At 59.1% G+C, this 20,300-nt stretch carries 16 protein-coding genes; 9 read left to right on the top strand and 7 right to left on the bottom strand.

All coding sequences use genetic code 11. The features are described from left to right. Positions 1-420: 420 nt before the first annotated feature. From WC392_02405 to ccsA, 8 genes are all read left to right on the top strand, one after another. Positions 421-1,527, top strand: a complete 1,107-nt coding sequence (locus WC392_02405; GenBank protein MFA5241208.1) for a hypothetical protein — start codon at positions 421-423, stop codon at positions 1,525-1,527. 110 nt (positions 1,528-1,637) lie between these two features. Next, the gene (locus WC392_02400) at positions 1,638-2,555 is read left to right on the top strand and encodes a cytochrome b/b6 domain-containing protein (GenBank protein MFA5241207.1); all 918 of its coding nucleotides are present in this window, start codon (positions 1,638-1,640) and stop codon (positions 2,553-2,555) included. Positions 2,556-2,732: 177 nt separating this feature from the next. Next, the gene (locus tag WC392_02395; protein ID MFA5241206.1) at positions 2,733-3,815 is read left to right on the top strand and encodes a multiheme c-type cytochrome; all 1,083 of its coding nucleotides are present in this window, start codon (positions 2,733-2,735) and stop codon (positions 3,813-3,815) included. Positions 3,816-3,911: 96 nt separating this feature from the next. Further along, complete coding sequence (locus WC392_02390) at positions 3,912-6,932, top strand: cytochrome c3 family protein (protein ID MFA5241205.1); 3,021 nt, start codon at positions 3,912-3,914, stop codon at positions 6,930-6,932. A 109-nt stretch (positions 6,933-7,041) separates the two neighbouring features. After that, positions 7,042-8,124 carry a 6-bladed beta-propeller gene (locus WC392_02385; GenBank protein ID MFA5241204.1) on the top strand — a complete coding sequence of 361 codons (1,083 nt, stop codon included), beginning with the start codon at positions 7,042-7,044 and terminating at the stop codon, positions 8,122-8,124. Between the two features lie 216 nt (positions 8,125-8,340). Continuing rightward, complete coding sequence (locus WC392_02380; protein MFA5241203.1) at positions 8,341-10,332, top strand: cytochrome c3 family protein; 1,992 nt, start codon at positions 8,341-8,343, stop codon at positions 10,330-10,332. A gap of 5 nt (positions 10,333-10,337) precedes the next feature. Then, entirely contained in the window at positions 10,338-11,597 is a 1,260-nt protein-coding gene (locus WC392_02375; protein MFA5241202.1) for a cytochrome c biogenesis protein ResB, read from the top strand. Between the two features lie 2 nt (positions 11,598-11,599). After that, positions 11,600-12,370 carry a cytochrome c biogenesis protein CcsA gene (ccsA, locus tag WC392_02370; protein MFA5241201.1) on the top strand — a complete coding sequence of 257 codons (771 nt, stop codon included), beginning with the start codon at positions 11,600-11,602 and terminating at the stop codon, positions 12,368-12,370. A gap of 60 nt (positions 12,371-12,430) precedes the next feature. Here the strand turns inward: ccsA and WC392_02365 are convergent, their stop codons facing one another. The 6 genes from WC392_02365 to WC392_02340 form a co-directional block, all read right to left on the bottom strand. Further along, positions 12,431-12,877 carry a transposase gene (locus WC392_02365; protein MFA5241200.1) on the bottom strand — a complete coding sequence of 149 codons (447 nt, stop codon included), beginning with the start codon at positions 12,875-12,877 and terminating at the stop codon, positions 12,431-12,433. Positions 12,878-12,987: 110 nt separating this feature from the next. Then, entirely contained in the window at positions 12,988-13,881 is an 894-nt protein-coding gene (gene lepB / locus WC392_02360; protein MFA5241199.1) for a signal peptidase I, read from the bottom strand. A 31-nt stretch (positions 13,882-13,912) separates the two neighbouring features. Beyond that, a complete protein-coding gene (locus WC392_02355) occupies positions 13,913-14,494 on the bottom strand; it encodes a hypothetical protein (protein MFA5241198.1) in 582 nt (193 codons plus the stop codon). Between the two features lie 43 nt (positions 14,495-14,537). After that, on the bottom strand, positions 14,538-14,903 hold the full coding sequence (locus WC392_02350) for a cytochrome c (protein ID MFA5241197.1): 366 nt from the start codon (positions 14,901-14,903) through the stop codon (positions 14,538-14,540). Next, positions 14,900-16,624, bottom strand: coding sequence for a hypothetical protein (locus tag WC392_02345; GenBank protein MFA5241196.1), 1,725 nt, complete (start codon positions 16,622-16,624; stop codon positions 14,900-14,902). The genes WC392_02350 and WC392_02345 overlap by 4 nt, the downstream gene beginning before the upstream one ends. A gap of 34 nt (positions 16,625-16,658) precedes the next feature. Continuing rightward, positions 16,659-17,330 carry a hypothetical protein gene (locus WC392_02340; protein MFA5241195.1) on the bottom strand — a complete coding sequence of 224 codons (672 nt, stop codon included), beginning with the start codon at positions 17,328-17,330 and terminating at the stop codon, positions 16,659-16,661. A gap of 181 nt (positions 17,331-17,511) precedes the next feature. Between WC392_02340 and WC392_02335 the strand changes: the two genes are divergently transcribed. Next, positions 17,512-19,659 carry a diguanylate cyclase gene (locus WC392_02335; protein ID MFA5241194.1) on the top strand — a complete coding sequence of 716 codons (2,148 nt, stop codon included), beginning with the start codon at positions 17,512-17,514 and terminating at the stop codon, positions 19,657-19,659. 110 nt (positions 19,660-19,769) lie between these two features. On the opposite strand, the gene WC392_02330 is transcribed toward WC392_02335, so the two are convergent. Further along, complete coding sequence (locus WC392_02330; protein ID MFA5241193.1) at positions 19,770-20,264, bottom strand: nitrate reductase cytochrome c-type subunit; 495 nt, start codon at positions 20,262-20,264, stop codon at positions 19,770-19,772. Positions 20,265-20,300: the final 36 nt, after the last annotated feature.

Raw genomic sequence — 20,300 nt, 5'->3', positions numbered from 1 at the left:
GATGAACCATTGGTAAGCAGGCCCGGCCGGGTTATCTGGCCGTAGAGCCGTGTTTGAATGCAGGTTCAGCTCGCAGGGGAGGGCAGCAATGAATTCATTGGCTTCCATTGTTGACAACCAGGCACTCTTCGCGAAAGATGCCGGGTCGCGCTGGTGGATGTCTCTTCCGGAGTGAAAAAGGCGGGAAGAATGGCAGTGGACGATCCCGATTCAAGCAGTAGACGGGAGCGTGCTTAAAGCCCTGATGCGTCACGATGTAAAACTTGTTTTATGCCTGAGTCCCTGGGGTGGCGTGGATGCCTTCGCCATTGCCCCAAGACCACTGCAGGCCTGGGGTTAAACGGGCAGTTGTTGAGGTTGTCTGACTGAACGGTGTTGGATCAGGTTGCTGAAATAATAAAAGGATAAAAGAGGATGGAGATGCTTATCAGATGGTGCGTTGCGGGCATGTTGTCCCTGTTTCTGGGGTATGCCGGGGCGGCTTTGGCCTTCGAGGATGATGAGGCCTGCCTGATGTGCCACAAATACCCAAAAATGGGGCGTGTAACCGAGGACGGGTTGCAAAAGACGTACTACATTATGCCGAACGTTTTTTCAAAAACCGTGCACCGCAATGTGCCCTGCCGCGACTGCCACAGTTATATCAAGGAGTTGCCGCACAAACCAGTGACGGAAGGGGTGACCTGCAACGCAGAGTGTCATTCGATCAAAAATCCTGCCACCGGCAAGCCGTTCAGCCACAAGCCAATTTATGATGCATTCAAGAAAAGTGTCCATGGCCGGGAGAAAGTCGCCAAAGGCAATGATGCCGACAAGCCCTATTGCGTCAACTGCCATACCAACCCGCTCTACAACGCCAAGGAAGATAAACCGCCCAAGCACATCATTGACCGCTGCGTGGTCTGTCACGAGGACGCCAAGTTTGCGGAGAAGTGGTACAACCACACCAGCCGCCGTATTCGCGAAGTCAAGCGTTCGCCCCAGGAAATCGTCGCGATGTGCTCATCGTGCCATTCCGACAAGCAGATGCTGGATCGCCACCAGCTGGCGGCCAAGGAAGAAGGGCGCGAGTTGGGGCGGAAATTCCCGATCGCGGCGGAATCTTACGAGGAAAGCTTTCACGGCAAGGTGACCAAATATGGCAACACCAAGGCGGCCAACTGCCTGGATTGTCATGCCAAAACCGTGAATTACTATCTCAGCGTGCATGAACTGCTGCCCTCGCGAGACCCGAACTCACCGACAAGCGCGGAGAACAGGGTAGAGACTTGCAAGCAATGCCACGTCAGAGCCGACAAGAACTATGCCGAGCTCGATCCGCATCCATCCAGCAAGCGGGAAGACAACCCCTTCAAGCATTATGCCGAGATGATCTATACCATCGTGGGCGATAGTGTGCTGCTGTTACTGGTGGGGATGGCCGGATTCGAAACCTGGGGACGTTTGCGCGATGGCGCAAGCTGGCGCTTCCGTGATGGGTCATCGTGGTGGCGGCGCACCCGGCGCAATAGCAACCGGCTTCCCTGATGAAATCCATTGCAGGCCGGGCGGCACCCGCAAGGAGTGTCCCCGCCTGCAGGTGGTTAACCAGGTAGTGCAGAATTTATAAAGCTTTGACGCATAAGGACACGTAGAACATGAAATTAACACAAGAAGCACGCGAGGTGCTGGACACCGCAAAGCGCCACAACAGGGTGAGCCCGGAAGAAGAGCGCGATATCGAGGAAGTGGTTGCCCTGCTGCCGGACGATCGCTCGATGCTATACAAAAATGTGGATTCAAACCCGATTGGCGATTTCTACCGCTACAACATCCATATCCGTATTCAGCATCTGCTGATTTTCAGCACTTTCCTGTTGCTGGCCTTTACTGGATTGCCTATTCACTACAACACCGCTTTCTGGGCGGAGCCGTTCAACTCCGTACTGGGTGGACTGGAAGTGACGCGGGTGATACACCGCACGCTGGCGGCGGCCATGATTTTTGCCATGGTTTATCACTTCGTCACCATCGGCCTTGGCTCGTTGCTGAAACTGCGTGCCCGCGTATTTGAATTGCGCCGCACCATCCTGCCGGTATGGAAGGATATTAGCGACTTCAAGGAAGACATGCAGTTCTTCGGCGGCAAGCGCACCGTACGTCCGGAAATGGACAAATTCATGTACAAGCAGAAAATTCACTATTTTGCTGCCGGCTTCGGCAACACGGTGATGGTGATTTCCGGATCGACCTTCCTGTTCCCTGACGTCTGGGCCAGCATTCTGCCGCTGGAGATGGCCTCACATTTTCAGGAAATGATGCGCCTGTCCCATCCCCACGAGGCCCTGCTGGCCTTGCTGGTGATCGCATTCTGGCATTGGTACAACGTCCACCTGGCACCTGGGCGCTTCCCCATGCAATGGACCTTCCTTACCGGCAAGATCACGCGTGAACACCAGATCGAGGAGCATTTTCTCGAGTATCTGCGCTGCATCGTGACCATGCCCGAGGAACGCAGCTATCTCAGGAAACTGATCGAGAGCAAAAAATTGTGGGGGACGCAACCTCATGATTAGAAATCAACATGAAGAAAATGACGCCGGATATCGCGATCTATGAGAGCCGAGCTTAAACCCTGGCAGAAAGTATTGGCCTATGGCTCGCTGGTGTTTGTCCTGGCGTGGACCGTTTTCGGGCTGTACGCGATCTGGCTGATGTTGACCCAGGGCTGATGATTATTTTAAGGATTGACCATGCATCATACCGTTGAACTCGATAGTTATTTTATTGCGCTGGCAGTGGTGATGTTCCTCCTCTTCGCCATCGCGCTGCTGATCATTGTTGACCACAAGGCACGTATTCCGGGCGAGATCAGGCGCGACGCCTTCAGCATTTCCGGTTTGCGCCGCAACCACCCGATATGGGCGTGGATGGTGTCTTTTCTGCTGTGGATCATCATCGCGGTTTTGCTTGCCTCTTCCGTCTATTCCATGATGGGCGGCGGCCATGAAAAAGAACCCGAGGCGCCAAAGCTTCTGGAAAGGCTGGATATCGAGCGGCAGAAGGAAAAAATCAAGCACTTCCACAATTTGCCCAAGGTCGACCCCCTGACTCTGGGGAAACGCCCGATCTGCTATACCTGCCACAGCGAATATCCGCACGCGAAAAAACCGATGATACGGACCCTGCTCAACATGCACACCCAATTCATCGGCTGCATGACCTGCCACACCGACGATCGCAAGGTGCCGGAAAGTTCCATGACCCTGCGCTGGCTCAACTATTCGGGGATCGAGGTCAAGGGCAAGCCGTATGGGCTGGATGTTGAACCGGGAACAGGGTTCCTGCTCGAAACCGACGACTACTATTCCAAGGTTGTGGCCTATACCAACGTCAACGGGCGGGAGGCATTGCTGGAAATCACCGAGGATGCGCCCGAAGCACAGGAATTCATCAAGCTGCGCAGTCAGCTTTCCGATCAGGACATGGGGTCGATCAAGAAAGCCTTCCATAGCCAGGTGAACCCGGTTGGGCGTTTCTGCACCCGCTGCCACGCTTCCGAAAATGAGAGTTTCCTGCCGTTCCGCGCGCTCGGCTTTTCAGACAAGCGCATTGCTGCCCTGACCAATGTGAATATCATCGGCATCACGCAGAAATACAAGGAATTCTATATTCCTACCATTTTCCTCGACGATGCCAGCAAGTCGCGTCAGGGCGTGCTGTTTGGCCCATCCGGCAAGGCGCCCGAACCGCCTACGGAGGAAATGAAGCGTGATCCGCGCGGCTGGTGGCGCAATTCGTTCGATGCGCCATCCCAGCCCGCCGCAGCGCCATAACATGAGTGGCATCACTATGCGCCAGTTTCACCTGTTCGATTTGCCGAGAGTTGAATGTTCAATCGCGTGATTGGATGTCGCCCCGACGGATTGTTCATGAAACTGGCGCTGATGCTCGTGCTCCTGTTCGGCATGGCGCGTGGCGCGGAGGCTGCACGCGATATTTCCCCGCAGCGTGAATGCGCCAACTGCCACATCGCGTGGCTGGTCGATTTCAACCGCAAGGATGTCACGCCACTGATCGCACACAACCCCAGGCCGGTGGAAACAACCGGCAAGCAGGATGTGGTGAGCACCGATCGCATGTGTTTTTCCTGCCATGATGGTTTCGTGCTGGACTCCCGGTTTGCGTGGCAAAATCGACAGAATTTCCACCCCATCGGCGTCAAGCCATCGGACAAGGTGAAAATTCCCACGGCCGAAGGAAAGATGGTGTTTCCGCTCAACGAAGATGGCAAGGTGTATTGCGGCACTTGCCATAGCGCCCATGGCGTGGCCTGGGGGGACAAGACTGCCACGGTGTTCATGCGCATGAAAAACGCGGATTCCGCCATGTGCATGGCCTGCCACCTGGAGCGCGGCACCGGACCGGAAGAGGGCAACCATCCGGTACAAAAGGAAATGAAGGAAACGCCGCACGCGCTGATGGAAGCTGGCGCGAAAACCGGAATCGGCGGCACCGTGATCTGCCAGTCCTGTCACCGTGTCCACGGCGCGCCCGAGAAGAAACAGCTGATAGTGAAAAATGCCAATTCCGAACTGTGCGGGACCTGCCATGCCGACCGCTACGCCAATACGCCTGCCGAGGCCGGGCACAAGGGCACTCATCCGGTGAATATCCGGCCCGGCAAGGTGAAGATTCCCCAGGCTCTGCTGGAGAAGGGCGCGAAACTGGGCGAGGGCGGCACCGTGATCTGCCAGACCTGCCACGAGCCGCATTTTGCCGGAGCAGGCCCCAAGCTTCTGGTTGCGCCCAATCCGCAGTCGCAATTGTGCCAGTCCTGCCACCTCGAACAGCGCAAGGTGGCGAACAGCAAGCATGACATGACGCTGGTCAACAACTCGGACAAGAATATACGCAGCCAGGAAGTGGGTCAGGCCGGGGTGTGCAGCGCCTGCCACCTGCCGCATGGCGGGCAGGGGCCGAAAATGTGGGCACGCCCGGTGAAGCACGGCGATGACCCGGTGGCCGATCTGTGCCTGACCTGCCACAGCGAGGGCGGATTGGCCAAGGACAAGCAGGTCGGCCAGCATACCCATCCGGTGGGCCGCGCCATGGCAAGTCTGGGTGAGGTGGTGGAGTTGCCGGGCTACACCAGGGAAGGCGTCAAGTCGGTGGGCGACAGCAAGGGCCGGGTCAGCTGCCCCAGTTGTCACGAGCCGCACCAGTGGGATCCGCTCGACCCGGAAAAAACCTCGAAACCGGGCGATGATAGCGATGGCAGCAACAAATTCCTGCGCAAGCCCAATGGCCCTGAGGCCAGCCTGTGCCTGACTTGCCACAAAAACAAGATTGGTGTCGTCAACACCAAGCACGATCTGGCCATCATGGCGCCGGAAGAGCGCAATATCAAGGGCCAGAAGCCGTCCGAAACCGGTGTCTGCGCCAGCTGCCACCTGCCCCACAACGGCAAGGGCTCACGCATGTGGGCGCGCGAACCGCTGGCCGGGGTGGACCCGGTTTCTTCAACCTGCCTGAGCTGTCACAACCCAAAGGGGGTGGCGAAGGATAAAATCATCGGCGCCAACAGCCATCCGGTGGATGTGCCCATTGCCAATATCGGCATCACGGCCAAGGACGGGAAATGGGTGGCACCGCCGCAAAGCATTGCCCAGCCAGGCAAGGTGCTGCCACTTTACGACCATCGCGGGGTGCCGGCGGCTGAAGGCGGCAACGTGGTGTGCGGAACCTGCCACGATCCGCATAACTGGTCACCTTTGAGCAAGAAAGCCCCCGCCGGGGACCCGCGCCAAACGAAGGCCACGGGTGATAGCAGCTTCCTGCGCATGCCTAACGACAATAAAGGCACGCTGTGCGCCAACTGCCACGTAGACAAGGGGCCGATTGCCCTGTCCAAGCACAATCTCGCCATCTCTGTGCCCGAGGCGAAAAATTTCCAGGGGAAGACCACTGTCGAAACCGGCGTGTGCGGCTCCTGTCATCTGCCGCACAACGGTAATGGCGCAAAAATGTGGGCGCGCGCCACCGGCCCGGGCCAGGACGGCGTCGAGGTGCTGTGCAACGAGTGCCACCGTGACGGGGGTATGGCGGAGAAGAAGCAGACCGGCGCCAATAGCCACCCCTTGCGCGTGGACCTGAAAAATACCGGCGGCAAGACCACTCTGCCGCTTTACACCGCCGAGGGTAAAAAAGACACGGTCAACGGCAAGGTCGCCTGCGCCACCTGCCATAACCTGCACCAGTGGGATGCGGCAGACCCCGCCAGCAAAGCTGGCGCGAAGGCAGATGTGGAGGGCGGAGCTGCCGACAGTTTCCTGCGTCAGCCCGCCTGGCCCGCTCCCCAGCTCTGTGCCAACTGCCACCAGAACAAGCAGCAGGTGAAGAAGACCGACCACGACCTTTCCGTCACGGCGCCGGCGGAGACCAACACCCGCGGCCAGAACGCGCAGCAGTCCGGCGTGTGCGGGCAGTGCCACATGGTACATAATGCGGTGGTCAAGGAGCGCTTGTGGGCGCGTCAGTCGGGGGAGGGCAATGACGCCATGGAGCGCCTGTGCCGTTCCTGCCATGCCGCAGGCAAGGTGGCGGCGGCCAAGTTGCCAGTCAAGGGCAGCCACCCGGCCAAGGTGAACGTGATTTCCAACCCCGGCAGCCAGCGCGAGGGCGGCGGGAATTTTCCGGTGTTTACACTCGATGGCGTGAGAAGCGGCTCGGGCATCATCTCCTGCCCGAGTTGTCATAACGCCCATCAGTGGAACCCGCTCAAGGCCGAAGAGGGCGAGGGCCGGAATATAGAGGGTGATGCGCGCAACAGTTTCCTGAGAAATACCAGCGATTTTTCGCTGTGCGCCGACTGTCACGGCCTGGATGCGCTGTTCCGCTACAAATATTATCATGGTGAAACTTCGCGCAAGAAGCATATGCTTTACAAGTGAGATTAAAATCTGCCGTTGTAGGTCGGGATGAATCCCGACCTACAACGGCGGCTCGGACTCGTAGGTCGGGTTTTAACCCGACAAATCCATGCAATGAATATGGAGAAAAATGTTGCATCTTGCCGTAAAAACAATGCTGGCTGTCATCGCTGCCCTGTTGCTGGCGGCAGCACCTCTCCGGGCGGAAGAAAGCCCGTCTGCCGAGGCCGCTCCGCAAGCGAAAGAGCAAGCTGCCGCGGCGCCCGAACTGGTCTGGCCGGCGCCGCCGCTACAGCCGCGGATCCGTTTCCTCGGCTCGATTTCCAGCCCGGAAGATTTCGGGCGCAAGAAAGGTTTCTGGCGCAAGGTGTGGGAATTCATTCGCGGCGATGAGGACGACGAGCGGGTGAATCGCCCCATGGCCGTGGCGCTGGACAGCAAGGACCGGCTGCTGGTGGCCGATACCCAGCGGGGAAGAGTGCACATTTACGACCGCCGCGAAGGCGAATATGCCCACCTGCGCGGCAGCGAGTGGGAGCCCATGCGTCTGCCCATCGGCCTGGCGGTGGATGGCGGGGACAATGTTTATGTCGCGGATGGTGAACTGAACAAGATTTTCGTGTTCCGGTCGGATGGCAAATTTGACCGCATGCTGGACACTGCGGACTGGCTCAAGCGCCCCTCAGCGCTGGCAATCGACCGTGAGCGGCAGCGGCTGTACGTGGTGGATACGCCGTCCCACGACATCAAGGTGCTTGACCTGCCGACAGGGAAGGTTCTCAGTGTGATCGGCGGCCGTGGCGTGGAGCGCGGGCAGTTCAATTTCCCCACCTACGCCACGCTGGACCGCCAGGGGCGGCTGGCAGTTACGGACAGCATGAACATGCGCGTCCAGATCTTCGACAGCGAGGGGCAACTGGTTGCCGCTTTCGGTAAAAACGGCGATGGCTCCGGTGATTTTTCCGCCCCCAAGGGCGTGGCGCTGGATAGCGAAGGACATGTGTATGTCGCCGATGCGGGTTTCGATAATGTTCAGGTTTTTGACGAAACCGGGAAACTGTTGCTGTTCTGGGGAACTTCGGGCCAGGAAGCCGGAAAGTTCTGGTTGCCAGCAGGCTTGCTGATCGATGCCCAGGACCGGATTTATGTTGCGGACTCGTACAATAACCGGGTGCAGATTTTCCAGTATCTTGGAGGCAGCGATGCAAAGTAGGCCGGGTTTTATTACCCTGCCCATGGAACCCCCTGTAGGTCGGGCTTCAGCCCGAAATTCCGGGCTGCACCCGCTAGGGGCGTCCCCGCCGAGAGCGGCAGCAAAGCTGCTCGCTCTGGCGAGAAAGCCCGACCTACAGGGTGGCCGCATGCTCTTAACGGGTATAACCCGACAAACAACAAATACGTCACGTCATTTGACCGGAGTCTTTCCGCTATGAATACGCGCAACTATGCATGGTTAACTGCCATCCTGCTGATCGCGGGCCTGCTGGGCTGGACCGCACCTGGCATGGCAGGCATCGCCACCACCAAGCACAATCTTTCCGCTTCCGGAACGGGCACTTACAAGGCGACCAGCGAGACGCAGCTCTGCGTGTTCTGCCATACCCCGCACAACGCCAATCCCGCCGTGCCGCTGTGGAACCATAAGCTTTCGGCGGAAATTTATACGCCCTACAGCAGCAATACGCTGGCGGCAGCCGCGCCGGGTCAACCGAGCGGCACATCGAAACTGTGCCTGACCTGCCACGATGGCACGGTGGCCCTGGGCGGGGTGCAGAACCTGCCCTTCGCCCACCAGGCGGGCACGGTTTCCGGGCTGGAGGCCTTCCTGACCGGACCCGCCAATCTGGGCAGCGATTTGCGCAATGATCACCCGATTTCCTTCCTTTACGATCCTGTGTTGGCAGCCACCAACCTTGAGCTGGTGTCACCCGCCCTGCTCACGGGCAAGATCAAGCCCGACAGCACCGGGCAGATGCAGTGCACCAGTTGCCACGACGCGCACAGCGATGCCAATCCCAAGTTCATGCATGTGGGCTATACCGACGGTGCGGGCTATGGTTCGCCGCTGTGCCGCACCTGCCACAGCAAGATGTACTGGTCCACCGTGACCAACCAAAGCCACCGTGAATCCCTTGCCCAGTGGAACGGTACCGGTGATAACCCCTGGCACGTGCCGGGCCACAACCTCCCCCTGGATGCCAATTCCACGCCCAAGGCCAACGGCTGCGAGAGCTGCCACCAGCCGCACAACGCCGCCACCAGTGGTAGCCGTATCCTGAAGCAGGACGGTGAGGCCAAGGTGTGTCTGGTGTGCCACAGCGGCAGTGTGGCAACCGGTACCAAGAATATCGACTATGCCCTCGGCCTGGCCTATGTGCATCCGGCAAAGAATCCTGCCTATGACGGACGCCATAACCCCAAGCGCATCGGTGGCGCGGTGCGCGAGGAAGCATCCAACCTGGGCACCAACCGTCACGCCGAGTGCGAGGACTGCCACAACCCCCATGCTGTTTCCCCCGGCGTCTCGCCCAACGTGGGTAGTGGCACGCCCACCTCCAACCTCGCCTCCAACGTGCTCAAGGGCATCTGGGGCGTGTCACCCACCTGGCCAGCCATTTGGGGGAATGTCACCAGCTACACCGAGGTGAATGATGTGCAGTACCAGTACCAGTTATGCCTCAAGTGCCATTCCTATTATGCGTTCGGACTGACTCCGCCTCCCGAGCCGTATGCTCACGACCCGGTGACGATGCCTAATCTGACCGACCAGGCCAAGGAATTCAATCCCAACAACAAGTCCTTCCATCCGGTGGTGGCGCCGGGCAAGAATGACTTCATCGCATACGATGGTGTGAGTTATACGGCAGCGCTGATCGGCGGCATGACGCCCGCCAGCGTGATGGGCTGCGCCGACTGCCACTCCGACAGCCAGAATCCCACCGGCATGAAGGGTCCGCACGGCGCCGATTACTGGCCCATCCTGTGGGGGCCTTACGATTTTTCCACCGGCATGAACGGTACCGACCATCACCTGTGCTTCAAATGCCATGATCGCGGTATTTATGGCGGCGGTACCAATACCAGCGCATACAGCACCGGGTTTTCCGGTCGAATGGGCGGCGCGGCCAAGAATCTGCACAATCGCCACATCGACTTCCGCAATATGCCCTGTTACGCCTGCCACGCGGCGGTACCGCACGGCTGGAAGCGGCGTGCCTTCCTGGTTTACGGCACCGGCACGCCGGATGAGGCGCCCTACAATGCACATGCCCGTTACCCAATCAACGGCAGCACCATCTATGGCCTCAATTCCGGCATCAACCTCGATGCCATTCAGAGCGGCAACTGGAGAAGGACGGATTGCCATAGTGCCAGCGACCCCGGCACCACCGGGGTGACCGGGGTAGGGAGCTGCAGCTGAGCAGGGTGCGCCGCCTGCTTGCCAGTTTGTTTCGCCATGCGGCTTCGCCCGGTCTTGCCCTGGCTTTGCTTGCCCTGCTTGGCTTGGCGGCGCTGGCAGGCGGAACTCTGCCGCAGAGCTGGCGCCTGTCGCCCCAGGAGCTGGATGCCTGGCATCAGTCCTGGCCGGTGGTCTCGCTGTGGCTGGAACGTCTTGGCCTGGCAGATGTGTACGCCTCGACAGGGTTTCTCGCTCTCTATGTGGCCTTGATTGTAAACCTGACGGCGGGCACGGTTGCGCATGCAGCCTGGCTGTTTGTCTGGTTCAGGGGATTGACCCCCGCCCGCGCCCTTTCCTTTTCCGCACTGCCCCCCACCCTGCAAGCGCTGGAGGATGCCGGGCCGGACGGGCGCCGCAGCGGCAACTTTGGGCTGCCTGGGCTGCCGCTGCTCCATGCTGGTGTCGTGGTCATCGTCATTGCGGCCTCGGTCCATGCTTCCCAGCGCCTGGGCGCCCATTTCGAGCTGGCCGAGGGGGAGGTGCTCAGCCAGGCGAAGGGCAAGCTGCTGCTGGAGCGGGGCTCGCGCCTGCCGGACAATGAACTGGGCTTTCAACTGCGCCTCGATGCCCTGCGGGTGGAGATGGAGAGCGGGCGCCTGAAGGAGTTGCAGGCGCTCCTGACGCTACAGGAGGCGGGTGGCCCCGTGCGCCAGGAAACCCTGGCGGTGAATCATCCGCTCAGGATTGGTCCCTATCAGGTTTACCTGGACAAGAACGTGGGGCAGGCGGCGCTGTTCGAGCGCACCCTGCCGGATGGACAGCGCCGCAATCTGCTGATCAATTTCAGCGTGATGAAGAAATCCTGGGGCAAAGATACCCCGCTGGAGCGCGATGAAGTGATGATGTTCGAAAATCGCCCGGTGAATTTCCGCATGGCCCTGACACCCGGCGCTGCCCCCCGTTTCCTCCTCGTCGCGGAGCATCGCGGTAAGCCGGTTTTCGATGGCGTGCTGGCGCCGGGAGAGGTCGCGGATCTGGGCCTGTACCAGCTTAAATTTATCGGCACGGCGCCCTGGGCGGGCCTGTATCTCGCTTCCGGCCAGGCATTGAAATGGGTCTTTGCCGGCTTTGTCCTGGCCCTGGCGGGGTTCGCTATGCACCTTCTGTTTCATCCGCGCCGCCTGCGCCTGCGCCGTGACGGAGATGGATGGCTGCTCGAAGCTTGGACCCTGCGCGACGACTGGCGCTTTGAGCGGCAGTGGCGCGAGTGGGAGGGCGGAAGATGACCGTGACCGCATTTTTTCAGGGCGGCATCGCGGCCCTGTACCTGGGCGCGGCACTGCTGCTCTGGCCGTCAAGTGCGCGCACGCAGCGTCTTGCCATCGCGCTTGCCCTGCTGGGCGCCCTGTTGCACCTCGGCTTGTTGTCCCTGCGCTGGCAGGATATCGGGCAGATTCCCATCATTACCCGCTACGAAGATCTGACGGTGGATGCCCTGGCGGTGACCCTGGTCTTTCTTGCCGTGCAATGGCGCCTGCCGGAGTTGCGTCCGGCAGGCTTGCTGGCGTTGGGCGTGGCGGGGCTGGGCGTGGCATGGGCCTTGTTCCATAGCCGGGGCGCTTTCCCCATGGACCCTTCGCTACGCACTAACTGGCTGATTATCCACGCCCAGCTCAATTCCTTCGCCATCGGCGCGGGTACGCTGGCGGCAGGCGTGCACCTGGCCTGGCTCGCGGGGCGCATCACCAGCCCCGACCTGCCAGCACTGGCGGGGAGGCTGGCGGGGTGGGCATTCTTTCTCTGGGCAGCGATGGTGGCGGCTGGTTCGTACTGGGCCAGCCTGGCCTGGGGCCGTTACTGGGGCTGGGACCCGATCGAGAGCTGGGCATTCGCCACGCTTATGGCTTATGCGTTCGTGCTTCACCTGCGGCACAAGCCGGCATGGCGCGGAAAACGCTGGGCGGTGGTCGCGCTCTTGCCCTATGCCATGATGCTGTTTACCACCTACGGCCTGCTGCTGATCATGCGCAGTATTCATGGGCAGTATCTGTTCAAGTAGGGGTTGTCGGGCTGAAGCCCGACCTACAAAAAATCGTGGGTGCTGAACGCAGGTCGGGTTTCAACCCGACAAGGCGTCATCCAACCAGACCGCATCCCACAGCGGATAATCGCCGATGCTGTTGACCAGGTTGGCGCGCAATGGGTTGGCCACCATGTAGCGTGCCATCTTGCGTAAATCCTCTTCCTGCCGCACGGCATGGTCGTAATAGTTGGCTTGCCAGAGTGCTTGCCCGATGGCGTGGGCGGAACGTCCTTTCAGCAGACGCATCACCTCGGGCAAATTGTCATCCTGCAAGACCATGAGCCAGTGCAGGTGATCTGGCATCAGGACGTAGCATAGCGTTTCTGCCTTGCCTTGTTCCTGTAGGGTTTTCAGTTCCCGCACCACCTTGCGCCCCTTGTCGAGCTCCGCAAAATGCGGCGTCCGGTCAAGAGTGACAGTTGTGACGTGATACACCATCCCGGTTTGGGAGAACCTGCTTTTGCGGAGATGGGTGTAAGGCATGGCGGCGGGTCCGTAGGTCGGGTTTTAACCCGACATTTTCGGGCTGAAGCCCGACCTACAAATATCCAGATTACGGATGTAGGTCGGGCTTCAGCCCGAAATTTTGTAACTTACTTCAGGCTCCTGGCCGTTCTATCCCAGCGGATGCCGCCTTCGTCGAAGTTCCACGACCAGAATACCTTGGTGGCCGTGCCGCCGACCTGGTCTTCGTGGATGTAGCCAAGGATACGGCTGTCGATGCTTTCGTTGCGGTTGTCGCCCATGACGAAGTAGTACCCGGATGGAACCAGTTTGGGGCCGAAATTCGAGCGTTGTGTGCTATTGAAGCGGAGCACGCCCTTGAAGTGCGCATAGGATTCGTCGATTTTCTGGCCGTTGATCCACACTACGTCGTCACGGATTTCAAGTGTGTCGCCGGGAAGGGCGATAATGCGCTTGATGAGTTGATCGTCGATGAGCTGTGTCAGTTTGGCGCTGGGTTTGCTCTTCCCTAATTTGATCAGCGCGATTTCGCCACGTTTGGGAAAGGCCAGTTTGTTGATCAGCACGATATCGCGGTCGAGGATGGTCGGCGACATGCTGATGGAGTTCATGAAAAAGGCTCTTACTACATGCTGGCCAACCAGGAAATCCATCAGCGGGTTGACCGTGAACAGCAGGGTGAGGAAAACCACGGCATAAATCCAGGGCTTGTTGAACCACTGCAGGTGATAGTCGCGTGGCTGGCGGCGGGCACAGGCGTAGGCGTCGAGCGCGATCAGTCCCACACCGATGAAGGGTACGCCGAGGAGGATGATGCTGAGCTTGCTTTGAATCGACATGAAGGCGATCGCCGCCATCCAGGAGGCGATGACCAGGGCGATGTAGAACAGGATCCCACGCTTCATGTGGCCCGCGTAGTGCTGCCCCAGCCCCGGGCAGGCGGACATCAGTAGCGCGAAAAGAGGTTTGCGCGGGGAGGTTCCGTACATGCCGCCGCCGGAGCTGATATTAGTGCTGGACATTTTGTGGCCTTTCTTGAAAATTAAGTAAGCGTCAGATGGTCTCGCCACGAATCGAACGGACAAAAGCGAGGAAGCTGCCCTTCTGGGCGCTTACGCTTGCAGCCTTGCCGTGAAGCTGGATGATGAGGTTGCCTTCGGGTGTTTCCACTACAGCGGCGAGCAGGGTCTGACCGGGCTTGGGGACGCCCACGGGGCCGACACCGATTCCGCGCGCATAGGCGCCATGCAATTCGGCAGTGGTGATGGTCATGCCGTTGGATTCGAAGCGATTGACGGCCGGGATGACGGGGTGGTCTTTCGTGCTGACGAATTGGCCTTGCCAGCGTTCGATGTTGGCCTCTGCCGTTCCTCCGTCGCCCTTGCCGAAATAATAGACGATCACTTCAGCCGTCATGCCCTCGCCGGGTGTTGTAATCTTGAATTGCGCCAGCCGTTTGTCGGTCGCTGGCGGCACCATGGTCCAGGCTGCTGGCGCGTGCGCCTCAAGGCCGATAAAGGCGAGTTTTGTCGTGGCCTGTGCGGATGGCGCCGGCTCGGCAGCGAAAGCCGGAGCAGCCGGAGCGAGAGACAGAATCAGGAGAGGCAGCGCAATATGAACAGGGAGGCGAGGCATGATGGTTCCATTAGAAGCCTGATGGGCTTGTTCATTGGCGAGCTTAACGGCCGAAATCGAGTTGGGGCGTGCCAAATGAATTACGCAGGAAGGCCAGCACGTCGTTCATGTCGCGGTCATTCATCATCTGGGGCGGGCACTGGCCTGCCGAATAGATTTTGCCCTGGGTTCGCAGGGCGCCCGAGCGCAGGTTATGGCTCAGTTCCTGGTCGGATTTGGTGAGCCGGTGCCATTCGCCCACCAGATCGGCAGCCATGCCATCGCGTCCGCGTCCATCTTCGCCATGACACATGGTGCAACGCTGGGTGAAAATCATTTTTCCCCGGTCCGGGTTGCCCATGCCGCCGAAGGCGTGGGCTGCGGGGGCGCTGCATAAAAGCAGTAGTGCGATAATCAGGGGCGATTTCATGGCGTGCTCCTAGGTGGAGTGGTGGTGTCAGGTGGATTTGCTGCATCCGGTGGTGCGTCAAAAGGGGTTTTGATGCTGGTCTGGATAATGAGCACAGGCGCTGCCCCGTAACGTCCGCCGCCGAAACGAGAGCCTGGAATTCCATCGCCATCCTGATCGCTCAAGGTTTTGACGGCTGCGGTAATTTTTTCCGGGCGCTCTTCTTTTTTCAGGGCAAGGACGCTGCTTACCAGTTGCGGCAGATCGTCCTGAATGAACGCTTCCGGTTGTCTGGGTTCTCCCGTGGCCGGGCCTTCAGCCTGCATCAGGCCGCCCTGCTTGAGCACTGCTTCGATCAGGCGGTCGCCATGCTGTCTGGCTTCGCCCGGCGGGAGCCGTTTTTCAAGGTGCCGCCAGGTGGCCAGCGTCAGCCCGAACACGCGCCCGTCATAGGCGGTGACTGTCTGGCCCGCAGCGGAACGGAAAATTCCTGCCTGGGCTGACCAGAGGAGCGGACGGACGGCATTGAAGATATCCAGCGCGACCTTGCCGTAATGTTCCTTGCCGATGGCTTGTTCCGCAGCCAGCAGGCCATTTACGATGGAAAACTGGTTTTCGAGCTGTAATAGCATGCCAGCGAAGGTCTGGTTGTTTTTTACCAGGAAAGTTTTCGGCGCCGCTGTCTTCCCTTCCATGCGCGCTACTATGTAGTCGGCCTGTGCGCTCAGGCGCCCGAGTACATCCGCGCGCAGCGGATCGTTTTTTTGCAGGGCCGCTGCCAGGTCCGCCAGTGCTTCCATGGTGTAGCCAGCGTCATCTGCGGCGAGCCGCTCCGCGGCGCTCTTGCTGTTGCCATGATCGCTGATGAAGCTGCCGGATTTGCTGTCATGGTGAAGCTTGAGGGTGGTTTGATAAACCTTGTCCAGCGTGCGGCGGACTTCCTTGCGCCATTCCGGTACGCGCTTGCCTTCGATCGTTTCGTTTTCCAGCGAGGGAAGCGAGAGCAGGGCGTGCAAGCGGGAAAGCCCCTGGATCAGGGACATCTGGCCGTAGAGATGGCTGGAGGCGCTGACCGCCGACCATTTGTCGTGTTCCAGCTTGAGCAGGGCGGGCATGTGACTGGCGCCCTTGTCACCGCCCAGTTCCAGGAGAGGAAGAATGGCCTGAAATTCGTGCAGGGCAGATGCCAGTAATATTGCTCTGAGTTTTTTCCCGTCTTCGGAAGTGTCCTCCAGCACGTAGAGTGACTTTGCAGCAAGAGACTGGCCGACGGTTTCCGGGGCGGTTTGCCGCTCGAAGCGGGCAGGGTCCCATTTGAGCGTTGCCGGCTTGGCAAAATCCGGCTGGGCGGTGTAGCGCGGCAGGCCCTTGCTGAAAAGCAGCCCGACAGGCTGTCCTTCCCATTTGCTGCCGGGAAGGGAAAGGCCCATCCCGGAATCACGTACCACCGCTTCCAGTCCGGCGCGCGTCATGGCCACGAGATCGTTGCGTTGTTGTTGGGGCGCCGCCTGTGCCCAGAGCAACAACTCGCGGTAGGCATACATTCCGTGAAAGCTGGAGAAATTAAAGTCAATCTGGTATTTGTCAGCCTGATTGACATTCAGGGTCAGAATCTGGCGCTGGATGGCCTGGCTCAGTTCCTTTTGATTTTGCGCCGGATCGTCGGCTGCCCGTGCTTCAAGCATGATGCCGTTGCTGACCAGCATTGCACCAAGCAGGGGGAAAAAGCGGGACTGATTCATGCGTATGCCTCTTGGCCGGGCCGTAAGCCGGTCTTTATTTCTTGGTGGGTTCGGCGGAGATCAGGCGTATCTTGACCTGTTCGCTGCTGAACGAATTGAATTCGGGAAGGTTCTGGAAAATCCAGCCTTCACTGACTACCTGCCCGTTTGCGATTGCCTGAACCTGAATGGCGGGATTGATCTGCTGGTTGGACGAACTGGTCACGGTCTGAAAGTCGCTGGTGTATGCCGGAAGGTAATGAACCAGTTGCAGTTGCAGATTTTTCCCCAGGGAAACCTTGTCGCCAATGGCCAGTTTGATTTCCTTTTCTGCACCATCGGCGGTGACGGCGAGCGTGGCCGAGGCCCACTTGCCTTTTACGCTGTCAGGCACGACCACGGCGAGTTTCTTCTTGCCCTCGGGTTTGGGGTGCTGGGAGGCCAGTTGCTGGTTGAGGTCGGCAGGATTGCCGGCGTCGCTGGATGGGTGGGGCGGCGGGGCGGACGGCAATGGCGGGTGGCTGGGCGGAAGCGCCTCATCACCCTTGACCGGGATATTGGAGCGCATGTTCCCTGCCGGCGCGGGTGCGGTGTTGGCCTGGCCCGCGGCAGGGGGCGTTTTTTCAGCAGGAGGGGGCGGGGTCTGATTGCAGCCGTTGATCGCCACGAGGCAGACAAGAATCAGGCTGGTTGATGCGTAGCGGGCAGCAGGTGGAATGAGGCGCATGGGGTTTTCTCTCTGTTTCAGGGCGTTTGTTGTGCTTTGGAATGTACTTATGTCAGTATAAGTAAAAATTGTGCGCAATTCTATCAGAGTTCTGGCGATAATTGCGACCGGGCTATCCGTTTTGTGGGGGACGTGGCATGACTTTTGAGGGTGGCTTGATATGAATAAAACGGCTTCCAGCTTGGCTGAAAAAAGAAATCCTTACCGTGTCGTGTGGGGCGCTCAGCGTTTCCGGCTGTCGATTGGCTGGAAAACACTGATCGCCTTTTTTATTGTGGCCTTTATCCCGCTGATTGGCGTCACCATGCTGGTGGAAGATGTTCTGACCGGTGTGGCGCGTCAGCACGTCTCCAACACACTGGCTGCCAGCTTGCGCACCGCCCAGGCGGCACATGTCGACCGGCTGGGTACGATTAGCGTGATTCTGGGTTACTCGGCCTCTTCCCCTCTGGTCAAGGAGGCGCTGGCAGAGAAGAAAAAAGCCCCGCTTGTAGACCTGTTGCAGGACTATGCATTCAATCTTCCGTTTGTGGATTCATGGCTGGTGGTGGATACCAAGGGCAATGTGATTGCCCGGCGCAACGGCAGCTCCGGCGATCAGGTGGCATTGAGCGCTCTTCTGCCGCAGGTGGTGAGCAACGGTTATGCCGTCGTGTCGACCGAGGCTCTGTCACGGGATGTTTTTCTGCGCGAGAACCCGGAACGCTACCTGCGCCTGGAGCGGGTGGTGATGTCCAGCGTGGTGGCAGTTCCGGTAATGAAAGATGGCAGCGTGATCGGCGTCCTGATCGGCATGGTACTGCTTGATGGTTATGATTGGCTGCCCAACCTGATCCACGATGGCTCGGGTGAAGGGGCGCGCCTGTTCGGTGCGCTGGTGCAGGAATCCAGGGTCGTGGCGGCATCGCGGCGCCCCGGTAACTTCTGGGTCGAAGGCCAGTTGCTGCCGACGGAAGTGAATGATCCGCTGCTCAAGGGCAAGCCTTTCAGAGGGCAGGCGATAATCAATAACGAGCGCTGTTTCATCAGCGCGGAGCCGATCCTGAACGCTCAGAAGCACGTCATCGGCTCACTGGTGGCGAGTAGCAAGACCGGCGCCGTCGATGCCTTCATCCGCAGCAACATGCTGACCGTTTATGGCTTCATGGTGCTGGGTGGTTTTCTTTCACTGGTTATTGCCTTTTTTTCCCACCGTGACACCCTTCGCCCAATCCGGGCACTGGTCAGCGCGATGGATGATTTTGCGGCAGGCAGGCTGGAAGTGCGCACCGAGATCGTGACCAAGGATGAATTTGATGATCTGGGCAAAGGTTTCAATCGCATGGCGGATGCCATCTGCGTGCAACAGACGCGGGTAGAAAAATACAACTCCCTGGCCAAGTTGCTGATCACCACCCTGAATCCAAAGGAACTGCTGAAAAATGCACTCGACAAGGTGCTTGAGCTGACCGGATCGAAGTTGGGCGTGATCTATCTGATGAATGAGCAGGGTGAAGAGCTGGTGCCATTTGTCACCTACGGCATCGAAGCTTCCGCCCTGCCAGCGCTGAAGCTGGGTGAGGGCGTTGCCGGATTTGCTGCCCAGGAACGCCATTCGGTGGTGCTGGATCATATTCCGGAAAATTGCTACATCCGGGTCGATCTGGGGTTCGCCGCGGCCTTGCCCCGTGAAGTGGCCGCATTTCCCTTGATGTACAAGGAGAGAGTGCTGGGGGTCATGCTGCTCGGTACGTTTGAGCACTATCAGGCTGAGGAGTTGCCTCTGATCGAATACCTGGCCAACCAGATTGCAATAACGCTCGACAACGCCCTGACGCACGAAAAGGTGGAACGCCTTTCCATCGCAGATGGCCTGACCGGCCTTTACAACCGCCGCTTCATAAGCGAGAGGCTGGACGAGGAATATTCCAAGGCGGTGCGTTATGAAATGCCGCTATCCCTCCTGATCATGGATGTGGATTTCTTCAAGCGGGTGAACGACACATTCGGGCACCAGGTTGGCGACAACGCCCTGATTGCAGTAGCGAAGGTGCTGCGGGAGTCGGTACGCGAATCAGATCTGGTGGGGCGCTATGGCGGAGAAGAGTTTGTGATTTTGCTGCCGCATACCGGCCTCGAAAAGGCGTTGAGCGTGGCGGAAAAAATTCGCCAGGCAGTGAGCGAGACGCCAATCGAGGGTATGGGTGAAAAGCGTCTCACCATCAGCATCGGCGCGGCCGGCCTGCCGGACATCAAGGTGGTCAGCATGGAAGAATTGGTACGCAAGGCCGATGAGGCGTTATACCGCGCCAAGGAAGGCGGGCGCAACCAGGTCGTCAAGGCAGAATAATCTTTCTGTCTGGGGGTGCGCCATACCAAAAGTGAGCGTGCCGCCAGAGCAAAAAAACAGCCGGTTTTTGCCGGCTGTTTCTTTGCTGTTCCCCTTTTTGAAATGCCGACTTACTGCTTTTTCTTCGTGGCCGCCTTCGGCTGCGGCACGCCCTGGAAGGTGTTTTCCACCAGCGGCGGGGCATCGACCTGCGGCACATGGCACTGTACGCAGGCGTGACGTGCGGCGGACACCTGTTTCATGATTTCGCCGGTTTGCATGTTGCGGAAGTGGCTATCGCCGATTTTGGGTGATTTCTTTTCCTTGTATTTTTCCGGGCCATGGCAGGTCATGCACTGGTTTTCCTCCAGGGTGATTTCATCGAAATTTTCCGTTGCGTGCGGGATCACTGGGGGCTGCTGCTCAAAAGTGCGCGGGACCGGTTTTTGCGAACCGGGGCGTTTCCCCGGGTTGAATTTCTCTTCGGGCGCCTGATCCGCTACCTGGGCGTCCACGCCGCGCAGTGAGTGGACCGCGCTTTCCGCGGACAGCGCCGGAGCTGTGGCGGCGAGTGAGAAAGCAGATGCAGACAGTGCCACCAGGACTAAGCGCAGTGAGTTTTTCATGGTCGATCTCCTCTTTGATGATGTCATGGCCTGTGA

Source organism: Sulfuricella sp., assembly GCA_041651995.1.
Lineage (GTDB): Bacteria > Pseudomonadota > Gammaproteobacteria > Burkholderiales > Sulfuricellaceae > Sulfurimicrobium.
This window is presented reverse-complemented; position numbering and strand designations above follow the sequence as displayed.